At 41.7% G+C, this 26,057-nt stretch carries 22 protein-coding genes; 13 read left to right on the top strand and 9 right to left on the bottom strand.

The genetic code is table 11. The features are described 5' to 3' along the window. Positions 1–90: 90 nt before the first annotated feature. Complete coding sequence (locus tag G4P69_RS06300; protein WP_208344537.1) at positions 91–789, bottom strand: Crp/Fnr family transcriptional regulator; 699 nt, start codon at positions 787–789, stop codon at positions 91–93. A gap of 111 nt (positions 790–900) precedes the next feature. Between G4P69_RS06300 and hcp the strand changes: the two genes are divergently transcribed. After that, the gene (gene hcp / locus G4P69_RS06295; protein ID WP_208344536.1) at positions 901–2,562 is read left to right on the top strand and encodes a hydroxylamine reductase; all 1,662 of its coding nucleotides are present in this window, start codon (positions 901–903) and stop codon (positions 2,560–2,562) included. A gap of 225 nt (positions 2,563–2,787) precedes the next feature. Further along, complete coding sequence (locus tag G4P69_RS06290; RefSeq protein ID WP_208344535.1) at positions 2,788–4,695, top strand: ABC transporter ATP-binding protein; 1,908 nt, start codon at positions 2,788–2,790, stop codon at positions 4,693–4,695. Positions 4,696–4,737: 42 nt separating this feature from the next. Here the strand turns inward: G4P69_RS06290 and G4P69_RS06285 are convergent, their stop codons facing one another. Further along, complete coding sequence (locus G4P69_RS06285; RefSeq protein WP_310833515.1) at positions 4,738–5,004, bottom strand: hypothetical protein; 267 nt, start codon at positions 5,002–5,004, stop codon at positions 4,738–4,740. A 43-nt stretch (positions 5,005–5,047) separates the two neighbouring features. Here G4P69_RS06285 and G4P69_RS06280 point away from each other — a divergent pair, with 43 nt between their 5' ends. From G4P69_RS06280 to G4P69_RS06265, 4 genes are all read left to right on the top strand, one after another. Beyond that, entirely contained in the window at positions 5,048–5,998 is a 951-nt protein-coding gene (locus G4P69_RS06280; protein ID WP_208345312.1) for an ROK family protein, read from the top strand. 29 nt (positions 5,999–6,027) lie between these two features. Continuing rightward, positions 6,028–6,243 (top strand): element excision factor XisH family protein, encoded by a 216-nt coding sequence (locus tag G4P69_RS06275; protein WP_243902692.1) that lies wholly within the window; start codon positions 6,028–6,030, stop codon positions 6,241–6,243. After that, positions 6,231–6,566: a XisI protein gene (locus tag G4P69_RS06270; RefSeq protein ID WP_208345311.1), complete on the top strand. Its 336-nt coding sequence runs from the start codon at positions 6,231–6,233 to the stop codon at positions 6,564–6,566. Before G4P69_RS06275 ends, G4P69_RS06270 begins: the two co-directional genes overlap by 13 nt. 239 nt (positions 6,567–6,805) lie before the next feature. After that, a complete protein-coding gene (locus tag G4P69_RS06265; protein WP_208345310.1) occupies positions 6,806–7,003 on the top strand; it encodes a hypothetical protein in 198 nt (65 codons plus the stop codon). Here the strand turns inward: G4P69_RS06265 and G4P69_RS06260 are convergent. Beyond that, complete coding sequence (locus tag G4P69_RS06260; protein ID WP_208345309.1) at positions 6,975–7,670, bottom strand: HAD family hydrolase; 696 nt, start codon at positions 7,668–7,670, stop codon at positions 6,975–6,977. The genes G4P69_RS06265 and G4P69_RS06260 overlap by 29 nt on opposite strands. Before the next feature lie 510 nt (positions 7,671–8,180). On the opposite strand from G4P69_RS06260, the gene G4P69_RS06255 reads away from it, so the two are divergent. After that, a complete protein-coding gene (locus G4P69_RS06255; RefSeq protein WP_208345308.1) occupies positions 8,181–9,530 on the top strand; it encodes a sensor histidine kinase in 1,350 nt (449 codons plus the stop codon). 343 nt (positions 9,531–9,873) lie between these two features. Beyond that, entirely contained in the window at positions 9,874–10,242 is a 369-nt protein-coding gene (locus G4P69_RS06250; RefSeq protein WP_208348772.1) for a four-helix bundle copper-binding protein, read from the top strand. A 161-nt stretch (positions 10,243–10,403) separates the two neighbouring features. On the opposite strand, the gene G4P69_RS06245 is transcribed toward G4P69_RS06250, so the two are convergent. Both G4P69_RS06245 and G4P69_RS06240 read right to left on the bottom strand, forming a co-directional pair. Next, positions 10,404–10,784 carry a response regulator gene (locus G4P69_RS06245; protein WP_208348770.1) on the bottom strand — a complete coding sequence of 127 codons (381 nt, stop codon included), beginning with the start codon at positions 10,782–10,784 and terminating at the stop codon, positions 10,404–10,406. Continuing rightward, complete coding sequence (locus G4P69_RS06240; RefSeq protein WP_208348767.1) at positions 10,781–13,729, bottom strand: PAS domain S-box protein; 2,949 nt, start codon at positions 13,727–13,729, stop codon at positions 10,781–10,783. The genes G4P69_RS06245 and G4P69_RS06240 overlap by 4 nt, the downstream gene beginning before the upstream one ends. A gap of 338 nt (positions 13,730–14,067) precedes the next feature. Between G4P69_RS06240 and G4P69_RS06235 the strand changes: the two genes are divergently transcribed. Continuing rightward, positions 14,068–14,208 (top strand): hypothetical protein, encoded by a 141-nt coding sequence (locus G4P69_RS06235; RefSeq protein WP_208344589.1) that lies wholly within the window; start codon positions 14,068–14,070, stop codon positions 14,206–14,208. Here the strand turns inward: G4P69_RS06235 and G4P69_RS06230 are convergent. Both G4P69_RS06230 and G4P69_RS06225 read right to left on the bottom strand, forming a co-directional pair. Further along, on the bottom strand, positions 14,205–16,517 hold the full coding sequence (locus tag G4P69_RS06230; RefSeq protein WP_208344588.1) for a response regulator: 2,313 nt from the start codon (positions 16,515–16,517) through the stop codon (positions 14,205–14,207). The two genes, G4P69_RS06235 and G4P69_RS06230, sit on opposite strands and share 4 nt — an antisense overlap. A 27-nt stretch (positions 16,518–16,544) precedes the next feature. After that, positions 16,545–17,057: a universal stress protein gene (locus G4P69_RS06225; protein ID WP_208344587.1), complete on the bottom strand. Its 513-nt coding sequence runs from the start codon at positions 17,055–17,057 to the stop codon at positions 16,545–16,547. A 309-nt stretch (positions 17,058–17,366) separates the two neighbouring features. Here G4P69_RS06225 and G4P69_RS06220 point away from each other — a divergent pair, with 309 nt between their 5' ends. Beyond that, on the top strand, positions 17,367–17,606 hold the full coding sequence (locus G4P69_RS06220) for a hypothetical protein (RefSeq protein WP_208344586.1): 240 nt from the start codon (positions 17,367–17,369) through the stop codon (positions 17,604–17,606). Between the two features lie 193 nt (positions 17,607–17,799). After that, on the top strand, positions 17,800–18,936 hold the full coding sequence (locus tag G4P69_RS06215) for a tetratricopeptide repeat protein (protein WP_208344590.1): 1,137 nt from the start codon (positions 17,800–17,802) through the stop codon (positions 18,934–18,936). Between the two features lie 152 nt (positions 18,937–19,088). On the opposite strand, the gene G4P69_RS06210 is transcribed toward G4P69_RS06215, so the two are convergent. Beyond that, positions 19,089–19,259, bottom strand: a complete 171-nt coding sequence (locus G4P69_RS06210; RefSeq protein ID WP_208344585.1) for a hypothetical protein — start codon at positions 19,257–19,259, stop codon at positions 19,089–19,091. A gap of 451 nt (positions 19,260–19,710) precedes the next feature. On the opposite strand from G4P69_RS06210, the gene modA reads away from it, so the two are divergent. After that, on the top strand, positions 19,711–20,508 hold the full coding sequence (gene modA, locus G4P69_RS06205) for a molybdate ABC transporter substrate-binding protein (protein WP_208344584.1): 798 nt from the start codon (positions 19,711–19,713) through the stop codon (positions 20,506–20,508). Positions 20,509–20,684: 176 nt separating this feature from the next. Continuing rightward, complete coding sequence (gene modB, locus G4P69_RS06200; RefSeq protein WP_208344583.1) at positions 20,685–22,478, top strand: molybdate ABC transporter permease subunit; 1,794 nt, start codon at positions 20,685–20,687, stop codon at positions 22,476–22,478. A 165-nt stretch (positions 22,479–22,643) separates the two neighbouring features. On the opposite strand, the gene hetF is transcribed toward modB, so the two are convergent. Further along, positions 22,644–25,205, bottom strand: a complete 2,562-nt coding sequence (hetF, locus tag G4P69_RS06195; RefSeq protein WP_208344582.1) for a cell division protein HetF — start codon at positions 25,203–25,205, stop codon at positions 22,644–22,646. Positions 25,206–26,057 lie beyond the last annotated feature (852 nt).

Here is a 26,057-nt window from a genome sequence, read left to right as displayed (position 1 = left end):
ACACAGTTATCAGTGAACAGTTATCAGTTATCAGCCAAAATGATAACTGATAACTGACCCTGTAATATGGCTAATTCCTTGAATCATTGTTCAAACACCATCAACTAATTTACTCAAAGCCTCCCGATTGAGGAGGCTAATTTTAGAGCCGTCTATTTTAATCAAACCGTCACGACTGAGTTTGTAAAAAACACGCGATAGGGTTTCAGGGATTGTCCCTAACATTGCTGCTAACTGTCCCTTGGTTAAATCAAGTTCTACAGTTTCCAAATTACCTGTCCGTTCGCTTAAATTCAATAAATAAGTTGCTAGTCTGGCTGGAACTTCTCGTAAGGAGAGATTATCGATTAGGTGAGAAAATCGTCGTAAATGGCGGGCAAAGCTTTTGAGCATATTAACTGCCAAAGTTGGTTGCTTTTCTAGTAATTCTAGAAAGGAGGTGCGGGGAAAAAATAATAACTCTGTTTTCTCGATCCCTGCGGCTGAAGCAGGGTAACATTTACCATCAAAAGCTGGGACTTCTGCAAAATGGTCGCCTAATCCAAAAACGTGCAAAATCTGTTCTTTTCCATCTGCTGATTGTTTAAAAACCTTAACTCTACCTGATTTAACAACAAAGAACCCCTTTGCTTCATCTCCCTGATGAAAAATCATATCTCCTTTGTTATAAAGTTGCGCGATCGCAATATCGCTGATCCTGCCAAGATGCTCTTGTGATAACCCTTGAAACATTTGGGTTTGGTTAAGAAAATTCACAAATTCTGATTGATTATTAACAGAGTTTTTCATATCGTAATATTTCGTAAGTATTAAAACTATCAAATTCTTGACTTAAGTCAAAGACAATCCTCTGCCAGGTTGCATATGATGAACGCAGGCAATTTTGAGGAGATGCGCAATATGTTTTGCGAACAATGTGAACAAACCGCCAGTGGTCAAGGATGTCATCAATGGGGTGCTTGTGGTAAAAGCCCAGAGGTTAACGGCGTTCAAGATTTATTAATTTATTGCTTGCGAGGACTTGCACCTGTAGCATTACGCGCGCGTGAGTTTGGCATTTCCACTCATGAAGTCGATGTGTTTAACTGCGAAGCAATCTTTGCCACAATGACTAACGTGAACTTTGACCAAAAGCGCTTTATCGATTATATTCGACGCGCGATCGCCTATCGCGAGCAGCTAAAACTCCAAATAGAGCAAGCAACAGGCGTATCACAAAATTGGTCAGAATTATCCTGCTACGAACCCTGTTTCGATTCTAGCTTGTCGGAACAAGGCCAAGACCTGACTCTGAAATTCATTAGTCAATCGGGAAAAAACGTTGATATATTTTCCCTCAAACTAACAGTGCTGTACGGGCTCAAAGGAGTAGCTTCCTACGCATTCCATGCGCAAGAATTAGGGCAAGAGGACGAACGAGTTTATCAATTCTGTTACGAAGCTTTAGCAAAGCTCGACACTCAAGACTTGAGTTTAGATGATTGGGTAAGCTTAGCGCTGAAAGTTGGTGAAATTAACCTGCGGACTATGGAACTTCTAGACGCTGGGCACACTAACACTTACGGTCATCCTGTTCCCACAAAAGTTGCCCTTCACCCAAAAGCAGGTAAAGCGATTCTTGTTTCTGGTCATGATATCCCCCAACTTGAAGCTGTCTTGAAACAGACTGTCGATACTGGTATTACAGTTTACACACACGGGGAATTGCTACCGGCTCATGGTTATCCCCTTCTCAAAAAAATCTATCCACATTTCTACGGACACTACGGTACAGCTTGGCAGAATCAAACTAAGGAATTTGCGAAATTCCCTGGTGCGATTATCATTACAACCAATTGCTTAATGCCACCTCATGATAACTATGAAGATAAGTTATTTAGTATTGGTCCTGTTGGCTTTCCAGGATTGAATTATTTGGCTACCGGGGTTGATGGTAGCGTTGATTTTACTCCTGCAATTCGCAAAGCTTTAGAACTGCGAGGATTTACAGAAGATGAAGTAGCAAAAAATGAACCACGTCAAGTAACAACAGGTTTTGCACGGAACGCGGTTTTGAGTGTAGCAGACCAGATAATAGCAGCCGTTAAAGGAGGACAAATTCGTCATTTCTTCTTGGTTGGAGGCTGTGATGGAGCAAAACCTGATCGTAATTATTATGCTGAATTAGTGGAAAAAGTTCCCAATGATTGTATCGTTTTAACTCTTGCTTGCGGTAAATTCCGATTCTTTGACAAGGATTTGGGTCATATTGGAGGTATCCCGCGCTTGCTTGATATGGGCCAATGTAACGATGCTTACTCAGCAATTCAAATTGCGATCGCCCTAGCAAAAGCCTTCGAGGTTGATGTAAACCAGTTGCCACTATCAATGATTCTATCTTGGTACGAACAGAAAGCCGTCGCTATATTACTCACCTTACTTCACTTAGGAATAAAAGATATTCGCCTAGGACCAACGCTACCAGCATTTATCTCACCAAATGTCTTTAAGCTTCTGTCGCAGAAGTATAATTTAGCGCCAATTACCGAACCAGATGCAGACTTAGCAGCTTGTCTTGCATAATATCGCTACAGATAGCGCGGGAGTTGTGTTACAAAGACACATTGAAACAAGTTTTACTCCTAAATATGAAAATCTCTTGCTCCCGCTGCTACTTCTGAATTAAATTTATTCTGACCAAATCACCAGATTGTTCCTACCAGATACAGATTACCTTTGTCTGTGATACTGGGCTATATTTATTGAGTATGTATACTTTTTTGTCAAAATTTCATATAATACTCTGTTATGAGTGCTACTAAATCTTTAAAGAATTTTGGCAGAAAATCCCGTCGGCGTGAAAACGACTGGCGGTTATTTTTGCGTTTAGTGCCTTATGCCCGTCGTAGCAGACGGCTGTTAATGCTGGGTATTTTTTTACTTGTGCCAATTGCAATAGCTAACGCTGTACAACCAATGCTAATTGGACAGGCTATCTCTCTAATTCGCTCTGAACCTAGCACGTACGAATTTTTGAAGAATCGCCCACTGATAGAAGGTCTTGATATTATTGTTACGTTGTTGCTGATTACAGTAACCGTACAACTGACTTTGACAGGTGTGCAGGGTTATTTGGTACAGAGAATAGGACAGCAAATAACTGCGGAAATTCGCCAAGATCTGTTTGATCATGTAACATCTTTGGCCGTTCGCTTTTTTGACAAGACACCTGTAGGTAAATTAATTACTAGACTTACTAGTGATGTGGAAGTATTAGGAGATGTATTTTCTACAGGAGCGATTGGAATTTTCTCAGATTTGTTTTCCATGGTGGTGCTAGTTGGTTTTATGCTTTCGCTGAATTGGAAACTAGCACTGTTACTACTAGTGATGCTATTACCAGTTACTGGGTTAATTGTTTACTTTCAGCAGCGATACCGCAAGGCTAATTATAAAGCCAGAGAAGAACTATCTGTACTTAATTCCCAACTCCAAGAAAATATTGTCGGTATGAATGTAGTCCAATTGTTCCGACGAGAAAAATTTAATGCTGAATTGTTTAGGTCTACCAATACACGTTATATACAAGAAATGGATGAGACCATTTTTTATGATTCAGCAGTGTCCGCAACATTAGAGTGGATTGCTCTTATTGCTGTTGCAGGTGTTCTATGGACAGGGGGTTTTTTACTTTTACAAAAACAGTTAACTTTTGGGGTATTATCTGCATTTGTATTGTATGCTCAGCGATTATTCGACCCTCTAAGACAATTTGCAGAAAAATTTACGACTATTCAGGCAGGTTTTACAGCCATTGAGCGTGTTAGTGATATTTTAGATGAACCAATAGAAATTAAGGATCGAACCGATACAGAATTCTCGATATTGGATACTACATTGGGCTATATCGATGAGCTTCCTGGATTTTTAGAATTTAGCGAGCAACTAGATAATGCAGATCTTAGCACTACAAATTCCCCAAATCGGGGAGAAATTCGCTTTGAACACGTCTGGTTTGCATATAAAAACGATGATTATGTGATCAAAGACCTCGACTTCACGATCTTACCAGGAGAGAAAGTTGCTTTAGTTGGTCCCACAGGCGCGGGGAAAAGTTCCATCATTCGTCTTTTGTGTCGCTTATATGAACCGAGTAAAGGACGTATTCTAATAGACGGAATAGATATCCGAGACTTACCCCAAGCAGAACTGCGCCGTTATATGGGAGTCATTTTACAAGAAGGCTTTTTATTTGCGGGTAATGTCAGAAGCAATATTACCCTAGGAGATGGCTATAGCTTTGATGAAATTCAAGAAGCAGCAGAAAAAACCAATGTTGCTCAGTTTATTGAACAACTGCCGCAAGCCTATGACACCCAACTGAGGGAAAGGGGTACAAATCTTTCTCATGGTCAAAAGCAACTTTTAGCTTTTGCTCGTGCAGCTATTCGTGATCCAGAAATTTTGGTCTTGGATGAAGCGACAGCTAGTTTAGATGTAGGTACAGAAGCCTTAATTCAGAAAGCTTTGAATGAGCTTTTGGTAGGACGTACTGCTATTATCATCGCTCATCGTTTGTCTACCATTCGCGATGTAGATCGAATTTTTGTTCTCAAGCAAGGGGAATTAATTGAACAGGGAACTCATGAAGAACTCCTACAGCAGGGTGGATTATTTGCGACTTTACATAATTTGCAGATGCTGGGGAAAACTTGATGGGGCATTGGGCATGGGGCATGGGGCATTGGGAGTTAAAGTTTATTCCTGTCGAAGGCGCAGATGACCTGACCAAGATGTTTGAGAATTTGCAAAACGCTGTTCTAATAAATCACCAGCAGCACGATGATAGAGATACCGTCGGCGCAAGACATCGACGGAAGCTTTTTCCGCTTCTGTAATTTCAGACAATAATCCTTCATTCCACTCTGTGAAAAACTGTTCGGATTCAACACGGACTAAGCCGAATCGATTTTCTGCGTCTGATAAAGTGGTAATCGCTTCTGTAATTGCTACTGTTTGTGTCATAAATCTTGATAAATATATAGTGAAATTTTAGTTGAAAAATCTTATGACATTATTACTGGCGCTCGATTTTGGAGGAACAAAGCTTGCAGCGGCGATCGCACATGCAGGTTCGAGGGAATGGGTAGGTTATGAGCGTGCTTTATCGCCAACAAATGCAAATGCTAAGACTGATTTAGAAATTATGCGATCGCTCATTTATTCTCTCCTAGAAAAAGCAAAACCATCTGCTATTGGTGTGAGTTTTGGAGGACCAGTAGACGCGACGACTGGGAAGGTGCGATTATCTCATCATGTTCCAGGGTGGGAAAATCTTCCCTTACGAGATTTGTTGGCAGAGGAATTTGGTGTTCCTGTTAGTGTAGACAACGATGCTAATGTTGCTGCTTTAGGAGAACATCGTTTTGGTGCGGGTCAGGGATACAATAGCTTGTTTTACATTACCATTAGCACTGGAGTAGGGGGTGGTTGGATTCTTAATGGTAAACCTTGGCGAGGTGCAGAAGGGATGGCTGGCGAGATTGGACACATGGTTGTAGATCCGAATGGTCCAGTTTGTTTGTGTGGAAAGCGAGGATGCGTCGAAAGGTTGGCTTCTGGACCATATATGGCGCAAGATGCAAGGGAGGAACTGGAACAGCAAGGAAACAGAGGAGAGGTGTTGCGGGGTTTGGTGGGGAGTAATTTAGACTTGATTACGGGGAAAGTCGTGAGTGAAGCTGCTGCTGCTGGGGATGATTTGGCTGTGGAACTTTTGTATAGATCTGCGCGATCGCTTGGTGTAGGTATAGGGAATATAGCAAACTTGATGAATCCCCAGCGCTTTGTGCTGGGTGGTAGTGTAACCAAAGCAGGCAAAGGTTGGTGGGACGTAGTGAAGAAAAAGGCGCGAGAGACTGCTTTACCTGAAGTGAATTTTGAAATTGTTTCGGCTGCATTGGGTGATGACGCGCCTTTATGGGGTGCTGTAGCGTTGGCAAGTGAATTGGTGCTGTAGAAATTAAAAGTTTTGTCAGTCCCTCAGAAATGGCGGATCTCAAAGATGCAATTGGCGGATTTGTTATGTATCGTGCTGTTATCCAACGCCTAACACCTGAAAGAACATTGTATTTGGCAGTGCGTGACAGTGTATTTACAGCTTTGTTTCAAGAACCAATTGGTAGACTTTTAATAGAAAGTGAAAATCTCAAGTTACTTGTTTTCAATCCAGAAACTGAGGGGATTATTCAATGGATACCTTAGATAATTATCGACACATCATCAAACAGGTATTAGTACCCTACACACAAATCCCGTATTCCTACGCCGATATTAAATGTAAAGCAGTGTTTGATAGTGAAAATGATAGTTATATGCTAGTAACTCTAGGCTGGGATGGTGTCAAGCGAATTCACGGCTGCTTAGTTCATATTGACATTATTGATGGCAAAATCTGGGTGCAACGGGATGACACAGAAGATGGTGTAACTTACGAATTAGTAGCCGCAGGTATTCCCAAAGATAAAATTGTCTTAGGATTTCACCCGCCTAACGTCAGGCAACATACAGGCTATGCTGTTGCTTAAGTTTTAAAATATACTATAGAGTAAGGCTGCCACTTAAGCTATTCTGCCACACTTCTGCGCCAAGAAGTCCTTGACCCTTATATCTGGCGCAATACGAACCATATTGAGGAGAGGAAGCAACCAATAGCAACAGCACTGCTACTACAAAGGATACTGGAACGAGTCCAGGCAATTCAACTCCTACAACACCGCCACAGAAGCAACTGCGCCGGTTTTATGGATCAGTTGATTTAGATCCAGTGCGTGTGACACGAGATGCTGGACTTGTAGTCAACGAAGTTCTGCAACACTTAGCAAGTTTAGTAGATGCAGATGTGAAAGTTACTTTGGAAGTTCAGGTGCAATTACCTAACGGAGTCCCAGACCATGTGATTCGTACAGTAAGTGAAAATTGTCGCACCTTAAAGTTTAAGACTCACAACTTTGAAGAGGAGTAGTTGAGGTTAAATCTTCTAACAAAGAGTTAAGAAATGTCCACAATTGTAAATCTGTAAAATCTGGAATAGCCATAAATGCCCCATTTTGCTGTAGAACTTGCGGATCGTGGGTGGAAGCAATGCCAATGGTACGGAGTTTGGCACTGACAGCCGAACGAATTCCAGAGGGTGAGTCTTCTAAAGCGATCGCCTGTTCTGCTGTTATACCTAACCTATGCAAAGCAGCCTCATAGGGTGCAGGATCTGGTTTACCTGCGATGCAATCCTCTGCTAAAACGACGACATCAAAGACGTCTTTTATCTTCAAAACTTCAAGCATAAATTCAGCATTTAGTCTAGGTGCATTTGTTACTAAAGCACGTTTCAGATGATGCGTGTCTGTCCATGCTAAAAGTTCAGAAAATCCTTCTAGTGGTTTGAGGTGCGATGCTTTTTCACGGAAGAGAGCTTCTTTTTCATCTGCAAATAAAGCACCTGCTTCTGGTGATAATTGTGGCAGGATATCTTTAACAATTTCTGGGTTCAGCCGCCCACTAATTCTCGCTTTGTAGAATATTTCGTCAATTTCTATGCCATAGCTTAACAGCATTTCTCGCCAAGCCTGGTAGTGTACTGGGTCAGTGTTCACTATAGTTCCGTCTAAGTCAAACAGGATTGCAGTGAGCATAGCTTTCAGGCATATGTAAAGTAATGTAAAGTCAATTATATAGTTTATTTGCTAAGGATGAGGACAAAATTAGATTCTATTCTCTAGTCCTTGAACTTGTAATTCAACACAATGGTGATCGCGATTGATTCTTTTGCACTCGCGAGCTTGCTGTTGATAGAGAATTGGATGGAGTGCAGATGTATTGTCAATATCCTCTTTTGTGCTGAAGACGAAACTTACAATTTAGGTGCAAATACAGATATATAGGGAGACGATGCTTTACTGGAAAGCTTATTGTCTACAGATTAACTAGCTTCGATACCCTGGTAAATAGTAGTCTTATACCGCACAAAAGCATGAATGTCAATAGTACAAACACTTTACAAGCATTAAAAAAAAATAATATTATTTACATAATTTCAGTAATTTTGGGGTGACACAATCAAGATTTTATATATAGTCTATAAGAGGAAATACTTAATTTCAGTTGAAGTTTACATTGAGATAGTCAGTAGCACCAGCAAATATATGGAATTTTTACACATTCTTTTATCTCAACAGTTTATACCTCAAAGTCATTGCTATCTTTGGTTCCCAGGATTGTTATCCTTTCATGTGATATCGGATTTAGTGATTGCACTTGCCTATTATTCAATTGCAGTAGTCCTAGTTTATTTTGTCGACGCTAAACGAGATTCGCTTTTCAATCGGATGTTCTTAATGTTCGGAACATTCATTGTTGTTTGTGGTACAGCTCATGTCATCGAAGCCTCGACGCTCTTGCATCCTGTTTATTGGTTATTTGGATTAGTCAAGACCATCACAGCTTTCATCTCTGTATTTACGGCTATAAAACTCATATCGTTATTACCTAAAGCACTGGCTTTGCCTAGTCCTGGTGAACTAGACGCAGCAAATGCAGCTCTACTTACAGAAGTGAATGAACGCAAACGTACAGAGGAAGCAATCTGCAAGATACTTGATATTGCTGAACAAGAACGCATTCTCGATACACATCACAAACAAATCGAGCAAGAACAACTTGTAGCACAATTAGAACAACTCAATGCTCTTAAAGATAACTTCTTGAACACCGTTTCTCATGAGTTACGGACTCCTCTGTGCAATATTATGATGGCAGTTCAAATACTACAATCAATCAGCACCGACGACCAAACTCAGCGATATCTAGAGATTTTGCAAGTTGAGTGCGATCGCGAGCTTGAACTAGTCAACGATCTGCTAGATCTCCAACGAGTTGAAGCAGCAACAACTCCCTTAGTCACACCAGAACCCTTGCTGTTAGAATACTGGTTGCATAACATTACAGAGTCATTTTTGATTCGTACTCAAGAACGCCAACAAACTCTTCAACTTGATCTCCCATCTGATATACCACCATTAGTGTCAGATCATACGAGTTTAGCGCGAATCTTTATTGAATTGCTGAATAATGCCTGTAAGTATACTCCAGTAGGTGGCAAAATTATCCTAAAGGTTGGCTACGAAAAAAGTCCAGTATGGGCGCTCGACGAGAACAATCAAAAGCAGGGAAATGATAAATTACCAGTACCTCATGATGCTAGATGCCTGAAGTCAGCAGGCTCATTAACAGCATTGGCTCCGTCATTCCCTGCCTCGCGTACTATCTTTAGTATTAGCAATTCAGCAGAAATTCCACAAGCAGCCTTGCCACGAGTTTTTGATAAATTCTATCGTGTTGCTAAACCTGACGACTATAAACAAAATGGTTCAGGGTTAGGGTTAGCTTTAGTACAGAAGTTAGTCGAACAACTACAAGGAACTATTGAAGTTGAAAGTAGTGCTGGCTGGACTACTTTCACACTAAAGTTCAGAGATTTAGCTTTGGGTACTTAAGCCAATACATCTATTAATACCATTGTGCTATTATCTGTGTTGGTCTATTTAATTCTTTCCATTTATGCCAAAACTACACTTTTGGAGGATAATGGTAGGGTGAGTAACTCAAGTGAGCTTATAGGCTGTAGTCAAACTAGCTCCCTGTTCTTACAGTTACTCAGAAAATAGTTACCATTTGCTTAACATGGGATATAAAAGTTAGAAATAATTTTTCCCCCATTAGCAAGATCAGAGCCGCTTCCCTTAGAGGTTGCTAAGGCACCTCTAATTTTCTAAGGTAAAGCTTAAGAAAAGACGACCTTATTTTAAGCTCAACCCATGGAATTTAACAGGGAAAATCATGACCAGACAACCACTTACCTGGAACCAAGTGAACCCAGAAATGGAGCAGTGTATTAACAACTGCTTGAATTGTTACAGCATCTGCTTAAATACCATGACATACTGCTTACAAAAGGGTGGTGTGTATGCTGAACCAGCTTATGTTACCTTGATGCTTGATTGTGCAGAAATCTGCAAGACTTGTGCTGATTTTATGCTTCGGGCTTCCGATTTGTACACACATATCTGTGCTATTAGTGCCGTAATATGTGATCGCTGCGCTCAAGAGTGTGAAAAAATGAACGATGATCCCCGAATGAAAGCCTGCGCTCAAATGTGCCGTCATTGCGCCAAGTCTTGCCGTCAGGTTGCTCTGGAAATGGCATAATACCAATTTAGGAGTCAGGAGTCAGGAGTCAGGAGTCAGAATACACCACCCATAAAGAGATGGTGTTTTAAGAAAAGTTTCAATTTCTGTCTTGGTAACGAGTCCATATGTGGTTTTAGCTCAGTATTTATTCTTCTGAATCCTGAGATCTGAATTCTTCTTCACAACTTCCAGTTCAAAGCTTCTGCCACAAGACTTGCTAATTCTAGCGGATTAAAAGGTTTAGCGATCGCAGCTTGAACTCCCATAGAAGCATACCGAGCACGATCATAAGCTTGAGCTTTAGCTGTCAGAAAAATCACTGGAATATCTTGAGTTGCAGGATTAGCCTGTAAATGTTGAAAGGTAGTAGGGCCATCCATATCAGGCATCATGACATCCAAGAGTATAGCATCAGGTTGTTCATTCTCTGCCAGAATTAATCCAGAATGCCCAGAGCGAGCAGTCAAAACCTTCCAGCCTGCAACAGTTTCTAAGCAAATCTGCGCAATTTCTCCGATGTATTCCTCGTTATCGATGACTAAGATGCATTTAGTTTTCATGGTTCCCTGCTTTTATTTCTAGGTGATTCTGGTACAGTCAAAATAGGTAGACTAAAGTAAAAGCTACTACCTTTTCCCAATTCACTTTCAACCCAAATACGCCCAGAGTGCTGCTGCACAATACTACGACAAATTGCCAAACCTAAACCAGTACCTTCGTGGAGACGAGAATCAGAAGCATCAACCTGTTGAAAGCGTTCAAAAATAGCTTCCAGCTTATCGCTGGGGATACCCCGCCCCTGATCCTTGACTTGAAATATTATATAATTTTCGTGACAATTAGCACTTAACCAAACTGTACCTCCTGGCCGAGAGAATTTGATAGCATTGCTCAATAGATTAGTTAGAGTTTGAATGATGCGATCGCCATCAACCCAGAGCTGAACCGATACAGGTAACACAGATAAATTCACTTCATATTGCTGTGCCATAGGTTGCATGACATCTATTGCTTCCGTCATTAAATCAGCCGCATCACTAGCATGCTTCATCATTGTCTCCTTACCCGACTTAATCCGCTCAATATCGAGGATGTCATTAACCAGACGCACCAAGCGCTCAGTGCTATCTACAGCAATTGCTAGCAAGCGCTTACCCCTTTGAGAACTGGGATCAACCAAACCACTAGCCAGCATACCTAAAGAACCATGAATTGAAGTTAAAGGAGTGCGTAGTTCATGACTGACTACAGAAATGAACTCATCTTTCATCCGTTCTACCATCTGGCGGTCAGTAATGTCCTTAAAGGTAATCACAGCCCCTTTCACCTCACCTTGCTCTTTTATGGGTGTTGATACATACTCTACAGAAAAACTCGAATTGTTTTTGCGCCGAAAGACTTCGTTAGTTACTTGATGCACAGATGCATCCGATAGCGATGCATAGATAGGAGAATTTGTCAAGGAGTAGGGTCTGCCATCTGAATTTGAGTGGGGTAAGATAATTTCTATCGATTGACCAATTAATTCTATGTCGTTGTATCCCAGCAACTTAGCCGCCGCTGAATTTACAAAGGTGATTCTGCCCGATTTGTCCAATCCACACAAGCCCTCTCCCATTGAATTTAAAATCAACACGTTCTGACGACTAAGGCGCTCAAGAGCTTCCTGCGATTGCAAATTAGCCGTAATATCGCGGAGAATAACTGTAAATACTGTTTCTTCGCCGATTTCCAGCTTGGAGATAGAAGCTTCTGCCGGGAACTGGGTACCATCTTTGCGACGAGCTAAAATCTTCCTACGTTCTCCCATCCGACGAGCTTTACCAGAAGAAGAAGCAAACTCTACAACATGCTGGCGATGAACTTGGCTATATTGCAGTGGTAAAAGCAAATCGAGTGGTTGACCAAGAACCTCCTTAGCAGTGTAACCGAAAATCTTTTCTGCTCCCTGATTGAAAAGATTAATATGTTGGTTTATATCTACAGAGATAATAGCATCGTCAGCAATATCTAAAATACCAGCAAAGCGAGCTTGTGACACCCGCAGTGCTTCCTGTGTCCGCTTACGTTCATCTAGTTCTGCTTGTAACTGCTCATTAACGCTAATCAACTCAGCCGTGCGTTCTGCTACTCTCATTTCTAGCTCATCCTTAGCTTTGCGCAGTGCTTGCTCTATTTGCTGCCGCTCAGTAACATCGCGGATCACTGTAGAAAAGCCTTGTAGCTGTCCAGATTCATTACGTAAGGCTGTAATAATCTCATTTGCCCAAAACAGAGATCCGTCCTTACGTAAGCGCCAACCTTCACCTTCAAAGCGACCTTGCAAAGAAGCCGTATTCAATTCTTGCTGCGGCTTATTATTTTCAATTTCTTCAACAGGAAAAAAGCATGAAAAATGATGTCCTAAAATTTCCTCCATAAGATAGCCGTTAATACGCTCTGCTCCGTGATTCCAACTGATAATAAATCCATTAGGATCAAGCATAAAAATTGCGTAGTCTTTCACACCATCCACTAAAGCCCGAAAACGCTCTTCACTTTGTTGAAGTGCTTGTTCAGCACGTTTGCGTTCTGTGATGTCGTTATGAATCGCCACGTATTGCTCAGGTTGACAATGACTATTTAACAAAGGTACTATTGTTGTCTCTATCCAGTAAAATGTTCCATCCTTAGAACGATTTTTGATCTGGCCTTTCCAAACTTCTCCACTAGTAATAGTCTGCCACATCAATCGAAAGAATTCTTTAGAATGATATCCAGAATTAATGATGCGATAGTTTTGTCCCAATAGTTCGACTCTAGAATATTTTGAAATTTCGCAAAATTTATCGTTAACGTAAGTAATTGTTCCATTGGGATCAGTGATTGCTACAATTGAAGACTGATCTAGCGCAAACTTGAGATCAGCTAGATTTTTCAGTGATGCTTGTAGAGTTTGTTCTGAACATTTACGCGAAATTACTTGTGCAAGCACATTAGCAATAGCTTGCAGAAAATTAATGTCGTCTTGGACGAATGTTCTTTGTTCAGTAGTATGTGCAGCTAAGATGCCATAAGGCATGTTTTGTCCTAGAATAATTACGCTTAAACTGCTGATGACTTGATGTTGCTCCAACAAAGGAGAATTGCTAAATCTAGTTTCGTTATGTTGATTCTCAACAATCAAAGGCTCTTTCGCCAATAGGATATAGCCTGCTTGAGAATTCATATCTGTACTCACTTTCGCAGAACCCACAAGCCCTTCTTGCCATCCACCGCCTGCTCGTAAAAGGGCCGCTTTACCGTCTTCAATAAGTTCTAACACCTCACAATACTCAACTTCAAGACTTTGGATAACCAGAGCAACAGCTTCGTCCATTAACGTATAAAGGTCACAACCCTCTAAAGCCAATTGACCTAATTTAGCTACGGCTGCTTGCTGGTTAACCCGCGCATTGAGGCTCTTTTCGTATTTGCTAAGAGCGACAAGTCGAGCTGCTTCATTGTCAGGTAAAGGAGCGTTCATCTTGCAATTTTAACTCATTAGCGTAATTCCAGAACCTCTATTCTTTTAGAAAGGAAACGAATACCGTCTTGTGTTTATGTTATGGTCAACAACGAAATTTTTTGTTTAAATGTAGGTTATCAAGTTATATTAATTCCAATTGTTTGTATAGGCAAGTTGGTAAGGTGAATTAATTTAACTTCCTTTTTATGGTGGATCTGTTCAGAACTTACAACTTTTGAAGTACTTAATGAACTCCAAGAAATTCTCCCCCTTGTTGTATTTGGAAGTCTCTTTTAGTAGAACGCGATCTCGCGAGTGCGAGCAGCGCTTCTCTTCTCGCTCTTGGGAGACGCTGCTTGTCACGCTTGCTTAAGCGCAGGGGTACTAGAGACGCTTCTCCTGACGGAGAGGCTGCGCCAACGCGCCTTGGGCGCAGCTATGCCCGCTATCGCATGATTGCCGCTTTGCGCATGAGCATCGCAAAGCTAGCAGCTTAAGCAGTATTGCACCCACTTACCTTGGTTTGATAAAGTGCAACCCGCGCAGACTGATACAATGATTCCAAGTCAGTGCCGTCTACAGGGTACTGGACTATACCAGTGCTGAAAGTAACTGGAAACTTAATGCCATTAGGAGTAATAAACTCTTGTGCTTGCAAAGATTCTTTTAGACGAACTAGTTGCTGTAAGGCATCGTTTCTAGTCATACCGTACATACCCACGATGAACTCTTCACCACCCCACCTAGCTATAACATCTTCGCAGGGAAATGTTTGTTTGAGAAGTTGTCCTACTCGGCGTAATACACTATCACCAACTGTATGGCCAAAAGTTTCATTAACTTGCTTAAAGTTATCTAAATTTAGAATAGCTAAGCACAGAGGTTGATTATAGCGCTGACTCAAGTGCAAGAACTTATTGAGATCTTCAGTGGCGCGACGACGATTAAATACCGTAGTCAGCGGATCAACTTCAGCCAAATTCCGCAGCAGTTTAATTCGTTCCAAGCGATTGATGATGCGAGTGACAAGTTCTGGTCCTATTATAGGCTTGCTCACAAAATCATCTGCACCAACGGCAAACACTTGATTTAGGGTAGCTGCGTCTGTGTGAGCCGTCAAAAAAAGTATCGGGAGTCCGCTCCAACGCGGATCATTGCGCACGACTTGGCAGAGTTCGACACCACTGACATGTGGCATTTTTATATCCAGAATCAGCAAATCTGGTAGAGATGCTTCTAACGTTTCCCAAAAACGCTGTGGATCGTTGAGGGAAATCACCTTAAGTCCCCAAGGCTCAAGCAAGGTTCGCAGGGTGGCTAAAATTTCGATGTCGTCGTCCACAATCATCACCACTGCTTCTGTGCGTATATCAGCTTGTTGTAAAATCTGAGTAACTGCCTCAATCACTTGAAAAGGAGATACTGGTTTTTGGAAAAAGGCACGTCCACCTAATCTAGCCACTTCAACGCGATCTCTTAAACTGTCTTGTGCTGTAAATACCAAAACAGCTACTGGTGGGGTTTCCCGAGACAATTGTGCCAATAGTGCTAAACCCTCCTCTGTTGTGTCGGCAACAGTCGGGTCAAGTAGTACCACATTAGGATGATGATCATGTATCATCTGTTTGGCTTCAGATAAGTTCGTCGCCACTTCTGCTCGTATTCCCTGGAGATCAGCCTCAATCGCTAATTTACTAGCAAGTGGGCGATCGCTATCAACTATTAATAGAAAGGGTCGTTCGTCGTTGGGTGTGTGTTCTGCTGAAACCAGCTTTAGGGGTGAATCAATTTGCTGGCGTAATGCCTCTACTAATTTATGCAGATGCTTACCTTCTTTCGCCCCTATAGAACCATTTTGCAATAAATGTTCAATCTTTCGAGCTAGCTCAGAACCTTTAGTAAATCCAAAAGTACCTAATGAACCTGCTAATGTATGAGCTTGGTGTTGTGCTTGAGTGAGTAATTCCTGATTTATTGTATTTGACAATATATCTGTAGCAGCTTGTTCTAGAACAGACACCTGCTGACTAATTTTATCTTTAAATCGATTCCACACAGAGACTAATGATGCCAAAGTCTGCTGCTGAATCTGTTCGACGGCTTCACTCTTACCAATAACCGTAGTTGTTGCTTGTAATGGTTTAAGGCGATACCCAATTCCATAAACAGTTTCTATCAAATCTCCGGATGCACCTACTGCTTTTAATTTCTGGCGTAAACCTTTGATCTGAGTTCTAACAGCCTCTTCACCTGGTGCATGGTCAAAAGACCATACATGATCGAGAATTGCACTACAACTAAATACCCGCCGAGGATTTCGCAAAAACAATTCCAGTAACGCATACTCCTTAGGAGTTAAATGTAGCGGTTGCGTTTCATAGTTCACCTCGGCTGTACTAGGATCAAAGCGTAAGTTTCCCCACTCCAGTACAGGTTGTGAGGTCGAATTCCCCCGACGCAATAAAGCACGCACACGCGCCACTAACTCTTCAGAGTCAAAGGGTTTGACGACATAATCATCTGCACCTGCATCTAACCCAATTGCTTTATCATGGCTACTGTCTCTACCTGTAAGCAAGAGGATTGGCATTTTCAAGCCGTGCGATCGCACGCACCGGCAAAGGCTAATCCCATCCAGCTTGGGTAACATAACATCAAGCATGATTAAGTCATAGTCAAAAGCTTTTACCAACTCCCATGCTGATTGACCATCTGTAGCAACTTCAACTGCATAATTGTGGTGACACAGGACTGTTGTCAGAGCTTTGGCTGTCACCTCATCATCCTCTACTATGAGAATCCTCATATTACGAGTCTCTCTAACTTTACTTTCTTAACTAGCTGCACTTGCATGAATCGCACCTTGCACTGTTAACACCGAACAAGGAGCATGATGCAGCACATAATTGCTGACACTGCCGAGTAAAAATTCGCTGAATCCCCTATAACCTCTACGACCTACAACAATTAAGTCAGCCTCCCAATTACGGGCAACTTCACAAATCATACGACCTGCATCACCTGCTTTTAAAGTAAATTCCGCAGTCACTCCAGCAGTAATTGCTTGTTCGCGTAAAGATGTTAACAGATCAACTCCCTCTTGTTTACATTCTTCTAGCCGCTTGATGTATTGATTACTCGTTTCTGTGTATAGGGTAGGGTGAACAATATGCGGTTCAACCACCAAAGGGTTGAAGAATTCATCATCGAACGGATAGAAAACATGCAGCAACATTAGATGAGCATTCATTGCTTTTGCTAAAGATACAGCTTCATCAAAAACATGCCGATCTATTTCAGTCTTCTCTGTATTATTATCTACAGCAACCAAAATTTTTTGAAACATATTTCCTAGTCCTTTTATTATAGGCCTACGTGTACTCTGCGTAACCCTGATCGCTAGTCTTAATTATAGGAAAACAATATGAGGAAATTGTGAGGATTATTTTAAGTAATATTACTTAAAATTGACAACTTAAGTAATATTACGGATTTAAGTATTATTAATGATAAAATTTATATTTTCCTCACAACTTCCTCATTTTTTAAATTTATTCTAAAGATATGAGGAGCGTAATTTCCGTAATTTCTTCGATGCAATCGGAAGCTGTTGAGCTCGATTGAATAATTTTATATTATTAGAGAGTTAAGAAAAATGAATACTTGCCCTTGCTGTTCGTCTCGGCTTCTACGCCATATACATGGTCATGTCATTTACTGGTTCTGCCGCCACTGTTGGGAAGTCATGCCTGTATTAACCGAGCAAAGGATCGCTTTACCACCAGAGTTTGAAAGAGGTGGATTAGCAAAAATACTTGAACAACAAAACAAAATCTGCACAGCAGCCAGAGACATCGAATTCCACGGGATTTTTGCTGAAGCAAATGTGAATTAAAGGGAGCAGGGAGCAGGGAGCAGGGAGCAGGGGGCAGGGAGCAATTTTGACTTTTGACTTTTGACTTCCCCGCAGGGGTGCCCCATGCCCCATGCCCCATGCCCCAACATTTTTCTGTTTCATCTCAATTTTGAGTTTCGTAATGGGTACCCTGACTGAAGAGCATATACATATAAGTCCAGGTGTACCATTAATGTTTCATAAATATCGAATCTATAAATGGTTTGACTCTACCTTGAAAACGCGGCTTGTGCCGGGCAAGAGAGTTTTGTGTGTGACTTCTATTTTGTTGGTGCTGACGGGTACTGAGTTACCTGGGAGCAAGCTGCTAGCACAAAATGTTCCTACTCAAGATCTAGAAGCAGCTAGTTTGTACCAACAGGGAGTGATGCGCTATTATCGCAAAGATTTACAAACAGCAGAAAATGCTTTTCGTCAAGCCTTGGAGCGAGATCCTAATGTTGGGACAGCACGCAACTACTTAGGTAATATCTTATTGCTACAAAATCGCTTGGACGGAGCAATTCAAGAATATACTGAAGCGATTAGAATTAATCCTAATCTTTGCGAAGCTTATTATAACTTGGGGTTAACGTTGCACAAGCAAGGACAAACGGCAGCAGCAATCACCTCTTATCGCCAAGCTTTAGTAGTAAATCCAACAATGGTACCAGCTTTATATAATTTGGGTTTGGGACTATATGAGCAAGGTCAAAAACAGGAGGCGATCGCTACTTATCAACAAGCGATTAATCTTGATAGCAGTAATGCCAATGCTGTCTTTAACTTAGCGATCGCGCTACAAGAACAAGGACAAAACACTGAAGCGATCGCTGCTTATCGCAAGTTTTTAGAGCTAAATCCTAAAAATGCTGTTGCTTACAATAACATAGGCTCTATTTTAGCACTTGAAGGTAAAACATCCCTTGCTATTGACACCTACATAAAAGCCATTCAAGAAATTCCCAATGATCCCACAGCATACTACAACTTGGGAGTCATGTTGTATAACGAGAGGAACTTCAAGCAAGCCAAGGTTTCCTTTAAATATGCTCGAGATAGATATCGCGAACAAGGTAACATTGCCCAAGCCGACAAGGTTGAGGACTTAGTCCAGCAAATTGCAATGTTGCAAAGACAAAATCAGGTTGCTCAAACCCCTATTATCCAGTCTGTACAGCCCAAACCAGATCAATCACCAACTTCTCAAACTAAAACGCCTAGTTTAATTGACCCATTACCACCTACATTACAACAAATGCCAAGCCAATCTGAAACTCCTTTACAAACTCCTGGGAATCCAGTTTATGTACCTCTTTCTAGGAAATAAGAGGGAGCAGCCCCTACGGGGAAGTCAAAAGTTGGTAAGCGGGGGAGGCAGGGGGAGCAGAGGGTTGAATTTGCATTTCATTGAGGCTGCTTCTAACTCCTGAATTCTGACTCCTGACTCCTGACTTCTGAATTCTGACTCCTGACTTCTTCTCAATGAACATGATTTTTGTTGTGATGATGCATTTCTGGGGACTTTAGAGCTACACTCCCTTTAACTTGGGGAGATAGAGTAGACAAAGTCAACAATGTTGCAACTAAAAAGCTGATGATGACTGGAAGAAGTTCAATAACTCGATTCATATCTTTAAAACGACTAGTCATAGACAACACGACTCCTAAAGGGTAATTTGCATCACGGGGAGTCATGGGCACACCAAAAAATCAGCACCCTAAGTTTTTAATCACTTGAAGGCACAAAGTGAGTACGCGAACTCATTAATTTGGGCAATCTCCCCACAAATTGATTGATGCCATATATTAAGACTTCTGTGGTTGTAAAACCGTTCAATAAATTTTTACATTTATGCCTTTATGAAGAATTCAGGAGTCAGGAGTCAGAAGTCAGAATGATAAATAAATACTGGTTAAAACCACGCGCCCTTCTCGTTACCATGCGGAGGGGTTGAAATTCCTTTATGGGTGGTGCATTCTGACTCCTGTATTCTGACTCCTGACTCCTTTATATATATATTCCCGGGTTTTGGGAGACTTTACCAATTTTCTCTGGTAAGATACTGATTAAGTTGGTATTAGTTGAGCATAATCGAACTCTATGAAGAGAAGACGAATTTTTAGCTTGATTGCCACAACCATTGCTAGTTTGCTTGTGGTAGTTAGTTTTCAGTTACTTGATCTCTCTAAGGTAGCAGCACAGTCAAATGCAAGCCTGTTGGTATCTGCAGCTGCTAGCTTGCAAAATGCTATGGAAGAAATCAAGCCCCTCTACCAGCAAACTAAATCGAACGTTAATATTAATTACAACTTTGGAGCTTCTGGCGCGTTGCAGCAACAAATAGAACAAGGTGCTCCGGTAGACATATTTATTTCTGCTGGGAAGAAGCAAATGGATGCACTCGAGCAAAAAGGGTTGCTGCTGACCGGTAGCCGCACAAATCTAGCAAATAACCGTCTGGTCTTGATTGTGCCTAGTAATAGTAGTGTTGGCATCAATTCCTTGAGTAACCTGACCGACTCAAAGTTTAAGAAAATTGCAGTTGGTGAACCTAGAAGTGTTCCCGCCGGACAATATGCTGACCAAGCGTTCAAACAATCAGGGATTTATGACCAAATTAAACCCAAATTAGTCTATGGTAACAACGTCCGACAAGTCCTAGCTGCGGTAGAAAGTGGCAACGCCGATGCAGGGTTAGTTTATGCATCTGATGCCAAAATCTCTAATAAGGTAAAAGTTGCTGTCGTTGTTGACGAGAAGTCCCACTCTCCAATTGTTTACCCTATGGCAGTACTTAAAGCAAGTAAAAATAGTGATGTTGCTAAGACATTTGTCCAGTTTTTATCTGGCGACCAATCTAAGAACATACTTCAGAAATACGGTTTTCTTGTGCAATAGCCAGTTGTAAGCCGCTGATATAAAGTATTCAGGAGTCAGGAGTCAGGAGTCAGGAGGAGCCACTTCTGCCTTCTTCACGAGGAGTTCTGTGCAACTGGCGAATGAATAGAGAAGTTTAAATTCCTATGTAAATTAATTCTGAATTCTGAATTCTGAATTCTGACTCCTTGTTTAATATGCCCCTAGACCTTTCTCCTTTATGGATCTCCCTGAAAGTTTCATTAGTTGCTACATTTATAACGTTTTTCCTTGGTATTGCAGCAGCCTATTGGATGCTGGAGTACCGAGGTAAAGGAAAATCCCTGATTGAAGGTATATTTGTTTCTCCCTTGATCTTGCCTCCGACGGTTGTTGGCTTCTTATTACTACTACTGTTTGGTAAAAATGGACCACTAGGGAAACTGATGGAGCCTTTAAACTTCAGCGTTGTCTTCACGTGGTATGGTGCGGCGATCGCAGCTACAGTGGTTTCTTTCCCATTAATGTATAAAACAGCGCAGGGGGCTTTCGCGCAAATCGACAAAAATATATTACAGGTAGCAAGGACTCTTGGGGCATCGGAGTTAAGAATTTTTTGGCAAATTACTTTACCGTTAGCATTCCCTGGAATTTTAGCAGCAACGACTCTAGCTTTTGCCCGTGCCTTGGGTGAATTCGGTGCGACTTTAATGCTAGCAGGTAACATTCCTGAACAAACCCAAACGATCCCAATGGCTATCTATTTTGCCGTAGAAGCCGGAGATATGAATCAAGCATGGTTTTGGGCAATAGTAATCATGGCGATTTCACTATCTGGGATCGTTGTAGTAAATATTTGGCAAGAAATTCGGGAGAAAACGAAGGGTGTGGGAATTTCTTCTTCCTCTACACAAGTAGATCAGCATGCTCCCACTTTTTCAACTCCCCAAGGACTGGTTATAGACATTGAGAAAAAGCTTGCTGGCTTTAACTTGAAAGTGGCTCTCAGCAGCGATGAGCAACCATTGGGATTGCTGGGAGGATCTGGGGCTGGCAAGAGCATGATTTTGCGCTGCATTGCAGGAATAGAAACACCAACAAAAGGGCGCATTGTTTTGAATGAACGGGTGTTATTCGACTCGGAACAGAAAATTAATGTACCGCCGCGCGATCGCCGCCTCGGTTTTTTAGTACAGAACTACGCTCTGTTTCCTAATATGACTGTGGCGCAAAACATCTCCTTTGGCTTACCTAAAGGAGTATCAGGTTCATCAATTCGGCAAGAGGTAGAAAGACAACTGATAGCATTGCAGTTGCAAGGCTTAGGCGATCGGTATCCTCATCAACTCTCTGGTGGTCAACAACAGAGGGTAGCCTTAGCAAGAGCTTTAGCAAGTCAACCGGAGGCGCTACTATTAGATGAGCCGTTTTCCGCACTAGATACTTATTTGCGCAGCCAATTGGCACAGCAGATGATTGAAACACTTGATTCGTATCATGGTGTCACTCTATTTGTAACCCATGATATGGAAGAGGCTTATCGTATTTGCCCAAATTTGTTAGTAATGCAGCAAGGGAAAGTTGTTCAATCTGGCTCTAAACAAGAAATTTTTGAGAAACCAACAAACTTAATTGTTGCTCAATTGACAGGATGTAAGAACTTTTCTCGTGCTGTTGTAAGAGATTCTCAACATGTGGAGGCGATAGACTGGGATTGTACACTCGAAGTTATTGAACCTATCCCAGAAACTTTCTCCCACGTAGGAATTCGCGCCCATCAAATAACTTTTACGAACAACCCCAATCAAGTTAATACCTTCCCTGGTTGGTTGGTAAAGACTATCGAAACGCCGCACAGAATGACGTTATTTCTTAAGCTTAATTCTTCTTCTGATGGCCCTCAAGATTACCATCTACAAGCAGAAGTTTTCAAGGAAAGATGGGCAATCATGAAAGATCAACCTTTCCCATGGCACATTCGTTTAGATCCCTTGAGATTAATGCTGATTTAGCATAAACGCACATTTTATCAATACCCGAACCATCTGGCGACCACTTGTGTACAAGCGTTTAAGACCCCCACTCAATTAAAAATTGAGTGGCTAAAATTCAGCTTTGTGTCTTAATCACCTTCTAAACGGTTACTGATAACTGATAACTGGTAACTGATAACTGATTCAATGCCTAGCCATTGCTCTGCTCTCATTTTTAAGTTGGAGGAGCGATCGCCAATCATCAATAGACTTTTCTGACCATAGCCAATTTTTCCGCAGTTGATCGAGCTGGAAATTTACGGGATCATCTTTTACGACCATTTGACGAAGCTTGATTGCTTCATTAAGGTATTGCTGGCGTTTATTAGGAGGTTGCGCATAGGCAGTTTTATACAAGCCGAGTGCCAACCCAGCGTAGGCTGTTAAAGCATCTAGCCCAGGTGTTGGTGGTGGAGCTGCAACTGCTGTGCTAGTGGTGTTTGCGTTTTGCTGTTTAACAGCGACGTTCAAAGCTTTGAACCAAGAATCATTGGCTCGATTCAAGTTGTCTTCTGCGTAATAAGCAAAGCCCAAGGCATTTGTATATACAAGAGAATCTGGTCGCGCTTTAGCTGCGGTTTCCCAGTAACGACGAGCGTCATCAACCGTATATTTTTTGTCTCCTGCCTGGATAAACTGCCAAGTTAATCGTCCCTTGAAAAAGTTGACAGATGGATCATCAGCTTGGGCTTGGGGAATAACATCAAGCGCGGCTTTAGCTTTATCAAGTGCACCACGGTTAAGTAATTCTTCTACAGCCGGAAGTCCTGTTTGCAAATCGCCCTTGCTTAATTTTTCATAAGCATAAGCGGTCACAATTCCATTTGCATCGGTTTTTAAATTAACTTGGGGATGATTTTGGCTAGGTGGAGATTGAGTAGGCAATGTAGAAACGTGAGGTTGCTGTGACACTTGGTGATTACTACGCCACCAACTAAAACCAACAACAGATGCGATCGCACTTATTGCGACAATTCCAAAAATTGACCCCAGTTTTTTTCTTACGCTGCGTCCTGATAAAACTTGTTGTGATGGGGTAGATTGGTATAGTTCTGAGAAATTAGATTCCCAATTTTGAGTCTGGGCTTCCTCAAAGTCTTGGTTTCCAAAGGGTAACTCAAACCTAGCTGTATCATCAGTCGTTTGTCTACTATATTCTTCTCCTGGTGGGATTTGTGCCCACATCTCTAAGTCACTATTTTGTGAACCTATTTCTCCTGAAAACTGCCTTCCGTAGATGTTATTTTCACCAACATCGTCGTTTATCAGTTCAGCAGTCATATGAGACTGCTCATGACTAGATGACGAGTTATTGATCTGGCGGAATAGATCGTTAACAATAGCAGAATCTTCTGCGTAAGTAGTTGGGTCATCATAGATTTCATCAACGAGATCATCGCCCCAAGTATCTTCACCTAGCCAGTCTAGTTCAGGAGACTCTTTTACATAAATGGGGGACATCATACCTTCTATTGGCAAAGGCATCTCAACATTATCTGCTTCATCCGCATAGGTAGGATTGTACTCGTTAAGTAGCTTCATACCCTGATGTAAATCCATGTCTGGGCTGAGATAGCCATCAAACTCTGGCTGGAGATACAAAATGGGTAATGCCCAGTACATCTGATGCGAACCATAAGCAGCAATTAATCCTTGCCGCATCCTACTCACACAGAGATCTACTGTATATCCTCGTGCAAGATTACGATAAAACAGTTGTGTTAGCGTTAGGGCTACATCATCAGGAATGCGTTCTGACATTGCCAAAACACTCTTAATCCCTCGTTTTACGAGGCTTTCTGTGAGATTACGTTCGCCCGTGTCGGCAGCCGGATCTGAGGTAGCAGTGTATGCTCCTAAGCAAGAGTTAAACACTGCCATTTGGATATTATTGTTGACGAGTAAGCCTGCTAGATCATCCCCACTTAAAGTTTCTGTTAATCCTGTTCTGCGACTGACAAGATAAATCTCGCCCCCATTAGGACCTAAATTACTATGCCCTGCGTAATGCAGGACGTGGTATCGTCCTTGTTCTAGGGCTTGTGTCAACTCTTCCCGCCCTGGTTGCTCTAGCACGGTTAGTTGAATTTGGGGGAAGTAATTATTGCCTCCCTGACGATATTGAAGTTCATCTTTAAGTCTGATTGCTTCTTGTGTTAATAGCTCAAGACGCACTTTATCTGTTGGGGACGCGATCGCCATTAGTACTTTTATCGCGCCTTCTTCTAGGGGGAGCGGCATGTTTGTTGATGGCAAACGAGATGCTGCGGTAATTCCACTTTGGTAGCGAGAAAAAGCAATATAAGCTCCTGTGGCAACCGGGCGATCGCCAAAATGCATCACTTCCCAAGGCAGACGAGCTAATCTTGTATCTTTTAACCCCAACCGTAAGCGTAGTACTTGTTGGTGGTTTTGGGCAATTCCTTGTGCCGTAATCCAACTATCTCTGAGAGTGCCTTGAAACAGTTCATTATACAGTTGCTGACCCAGCGCCACCAAGTTTACAGAGTTTCTTGCGATCGCATCCCCCTGTAACACCGACTTTAAAGGGTCATTCATTAGATGTCCCGCAGCTGTCAACCAGTCAGCCACAGGCCAATTTACCAGTTCTTCTGCCAATGGCACCCCAGGCGCTACTTGTTCCGTTCGCACCAAGTAGTCATTTTGCCCTACTGGGGTTACGGAAATGTGAAATTCCTGGGTCACAACTTCTGTTTGCCTCCTAAATCTAGGTTGAAACGCGAAAGTTTCAAGTCGATGTTTCGCTTACTGTTATACCTTAGATGCATTCCATTACTGAATGTTTCTCCTTCAAGCTGTTTTGCAAACCAGCTTTTATAACTTTATCCGGATTCTCTAGTTTCTGCCCAGAACATTCTTAACTGGTACATGCACCTTGATCTTTACCTCCCGTAGTTGGTTATCACCTACTGGGAGTTTTTTTTCTCCTTACTTAAAAATAACCTTGAATGCACATCAATGTGAGCCCTATAGGTATCCATACACTAGAATACCCCCTTCGGTATATGGATCCAACAGTGTTATTTACCACTAGTTGGTCAAGAAAAAGTGTTTCAGTTGTAAGAGGGAGCAGAGAGCCGGGAGTAGGGAGCAGGGTATATTCCTCTTACCTGCCTGGCGGTGAAAATTTTTTCATCGGGACTGCCTTCTTCACTCCTTGTCCTAATAACCTTTTTCTAGCATACGTCTAGCAATTTCCAGTAGTAGGCTAGTAGTTTTTTTATCTTTTAAAAAAAAGTTTCTGATTTTTTGAGCAATTTATCCGGAAGAAAGCAGTGTTCCCTAGAACATAGTAGTGGTAGATGCACCCTGATAACTAACTCCCCTAGTCGGATCACACCTTCTAGGGTTTTTTTTATCTTTTAGAAAAAAGTTTCTGATTTTTTGAGCAATTTGTCCGGAAGAAAGTAGTGTTCCCTAGAACATAGTAGTGGTAGATGCACCCTGATAACTAACTCCCCTAGTCGGATCACACCTTCTAGGGTTTTTTTTATCTTTTAGAAAAAAGTTTCTGATTTTTTGAGCAATTTGTCCGGA

The organism is Aetokthonos hydrillicola CCALA 1050, assembly GCF_017591665.1.
Taxonomy (GTDB): domain Bacteria; phylum Cyanobacteriota; class Cyanobacteriia; order Cyanobacteriales; family Nostocaceae; genus Aetokthonos; species Aetokthonos hydrillicola.
The sequence above is the reverse complement of the archived record's forward strand: the minus strand, read 5'-3'. Positions and strand labels throughout refer to the sequence as shown.

What these genes read in the sequence shown, in the direction of transcription:
- G4P69_RS06300 (WP_208344537.1), bottom strand. Translation starts at nt 789, where the DNA reads ATGAAAAACTCTGTTAATAATCAATCAGAATTTGTGAATTTTCTTAAC.
- hcp (WP_208344536.1), top strand. Translation starts at nt 901, where the DNA reads ATGTTTTGCGAACAATGTGAACAAACCGCCAGTGGTCAAGGATGTCAT.
- G4P69_RS06290 (WP_208344535.1), top strand. Translation starts at nt 2,788, where the DNA reads ATGAGTGCTACTAAATCTTTAAAGAATTTTGGCAGAAAATCCCGTCGG.
- G4P69_RS06285 (WP_310833515.1), bottom strand. Translation starts at nt 5,004, where the DNA reads ATGACACAAACAGTAGCAATTACAGAAGCGATTACCACTTTATCAGAC.
- G4P69_RS06280 (WP_208345312.1), top strand. Translation starts at nt 5,048, where the DNA reads ATGACATTATTACTGGCGCTCGATTTTGGAGGAACAAAGCTTGCAGCG.
- G4P69_RS06275 (WP_243902692.1), top strand. Translation starts at nt 6,028, where the DNA reads ATGGCGGATCTCAAAGATGCAATTGGCGGATTTGTTATGTATCGTGCT.
- G4P69_RS06270 (WP_208345311.1), top strand. Translation starts at nt 6,231, where the DNA reads ATGGATACCTTAGATAATTATCGACACATCATCAAACAGGTATTAGTA.
- G4P69_RS06260 (WP_208345309.1), bottom strand. Translation starts at nt 7,670, where the DNA reads ATGCTCACTGCAATCCTGTTTGACTTAGACGGAACTATAGTGAACACT.
- G4P69_RS06255 (WP_208345308.1), top strand. Translation starts at nt 8,181, where the DNA reads ATGGAATTTTTACACATTCTTTTATCTCAACAGTTTATACCTCAAAGT.
- G4P69_RS06250 (WP_208348772.1), top strand. Translation starts at nt 9,874, where the DNA reads ATGACCAGACAACCACTTACCTGGAACCAAGTGAACCCAGAAATGGAG.
- G4P69_RS06245 (WP_208348770.1), bottom strand. Translation starts at nt 10,784, where the DNA reads ATGAAAACTAAATGCATCTTAGTCATCGATAACGAGGAATACATCGGA.
- G4P69_RS06240 (WP_208348767.1), bottom strand. Translation starts at nt 13,729, where the DNA reads ATGAACGCTCCTTTACCTGACAATGAAGCAGCTCGACTTGTCGCTCTT.
- G4P69_RS06230 (WP_208344588.1), bottom strand. Translation starts at nt 16,517, where the DNA reads ATGAGGATTCTCATAGTAGAGGATGATGAGGTGACAGCCAAAGCTCTG.
- G4P69_RS06225 (WP_208344587.1), bottom strand. Translation starts at nt 17,057, where the DNA reads ATGTTTCAAAAAATTTTGGTTGCTGTAGATAATAATACAGAGAAGACT.
- G4P69_RS06220 (WP_208344586.1), top strand. Translation starts at nt 17,367, where the DNA reads ATGAATACTTGCCCTTGCTGTTCGTCTCGGCTTCTACGCCATATACAT.
- G4P69_RS06215 (WP_208344590.1), top strand. Translation starts at nt 17,800, where the DNA reads ATGTTTCATAAATATCGAATCTATAAATGGTTTGACTCTACCTTGAAA.
- G4P69_RS06210 (WP_208344585.1), bottom strand. Translation starts at nt 19,259, where the DNA reads ATGACTAGTCGTTTTAAAGATATGAATCGAGTTATTGAACTTCTTCCA.
- modA (WP_208344584.1), top strand. Translation starts at nt 19,711, where the DNA reads ATGAAGAGAAGACGAATTTTTAGCTTGATTGCCACAACCATTGCTAGT.
- modB (WP_208344583.1), top strand. Translation starts at nt 20,685, where the DNA reads ATGCCCCTAGACCTTTCTCCTTTATGGATCTCCCTGAAAGTTTCATTA.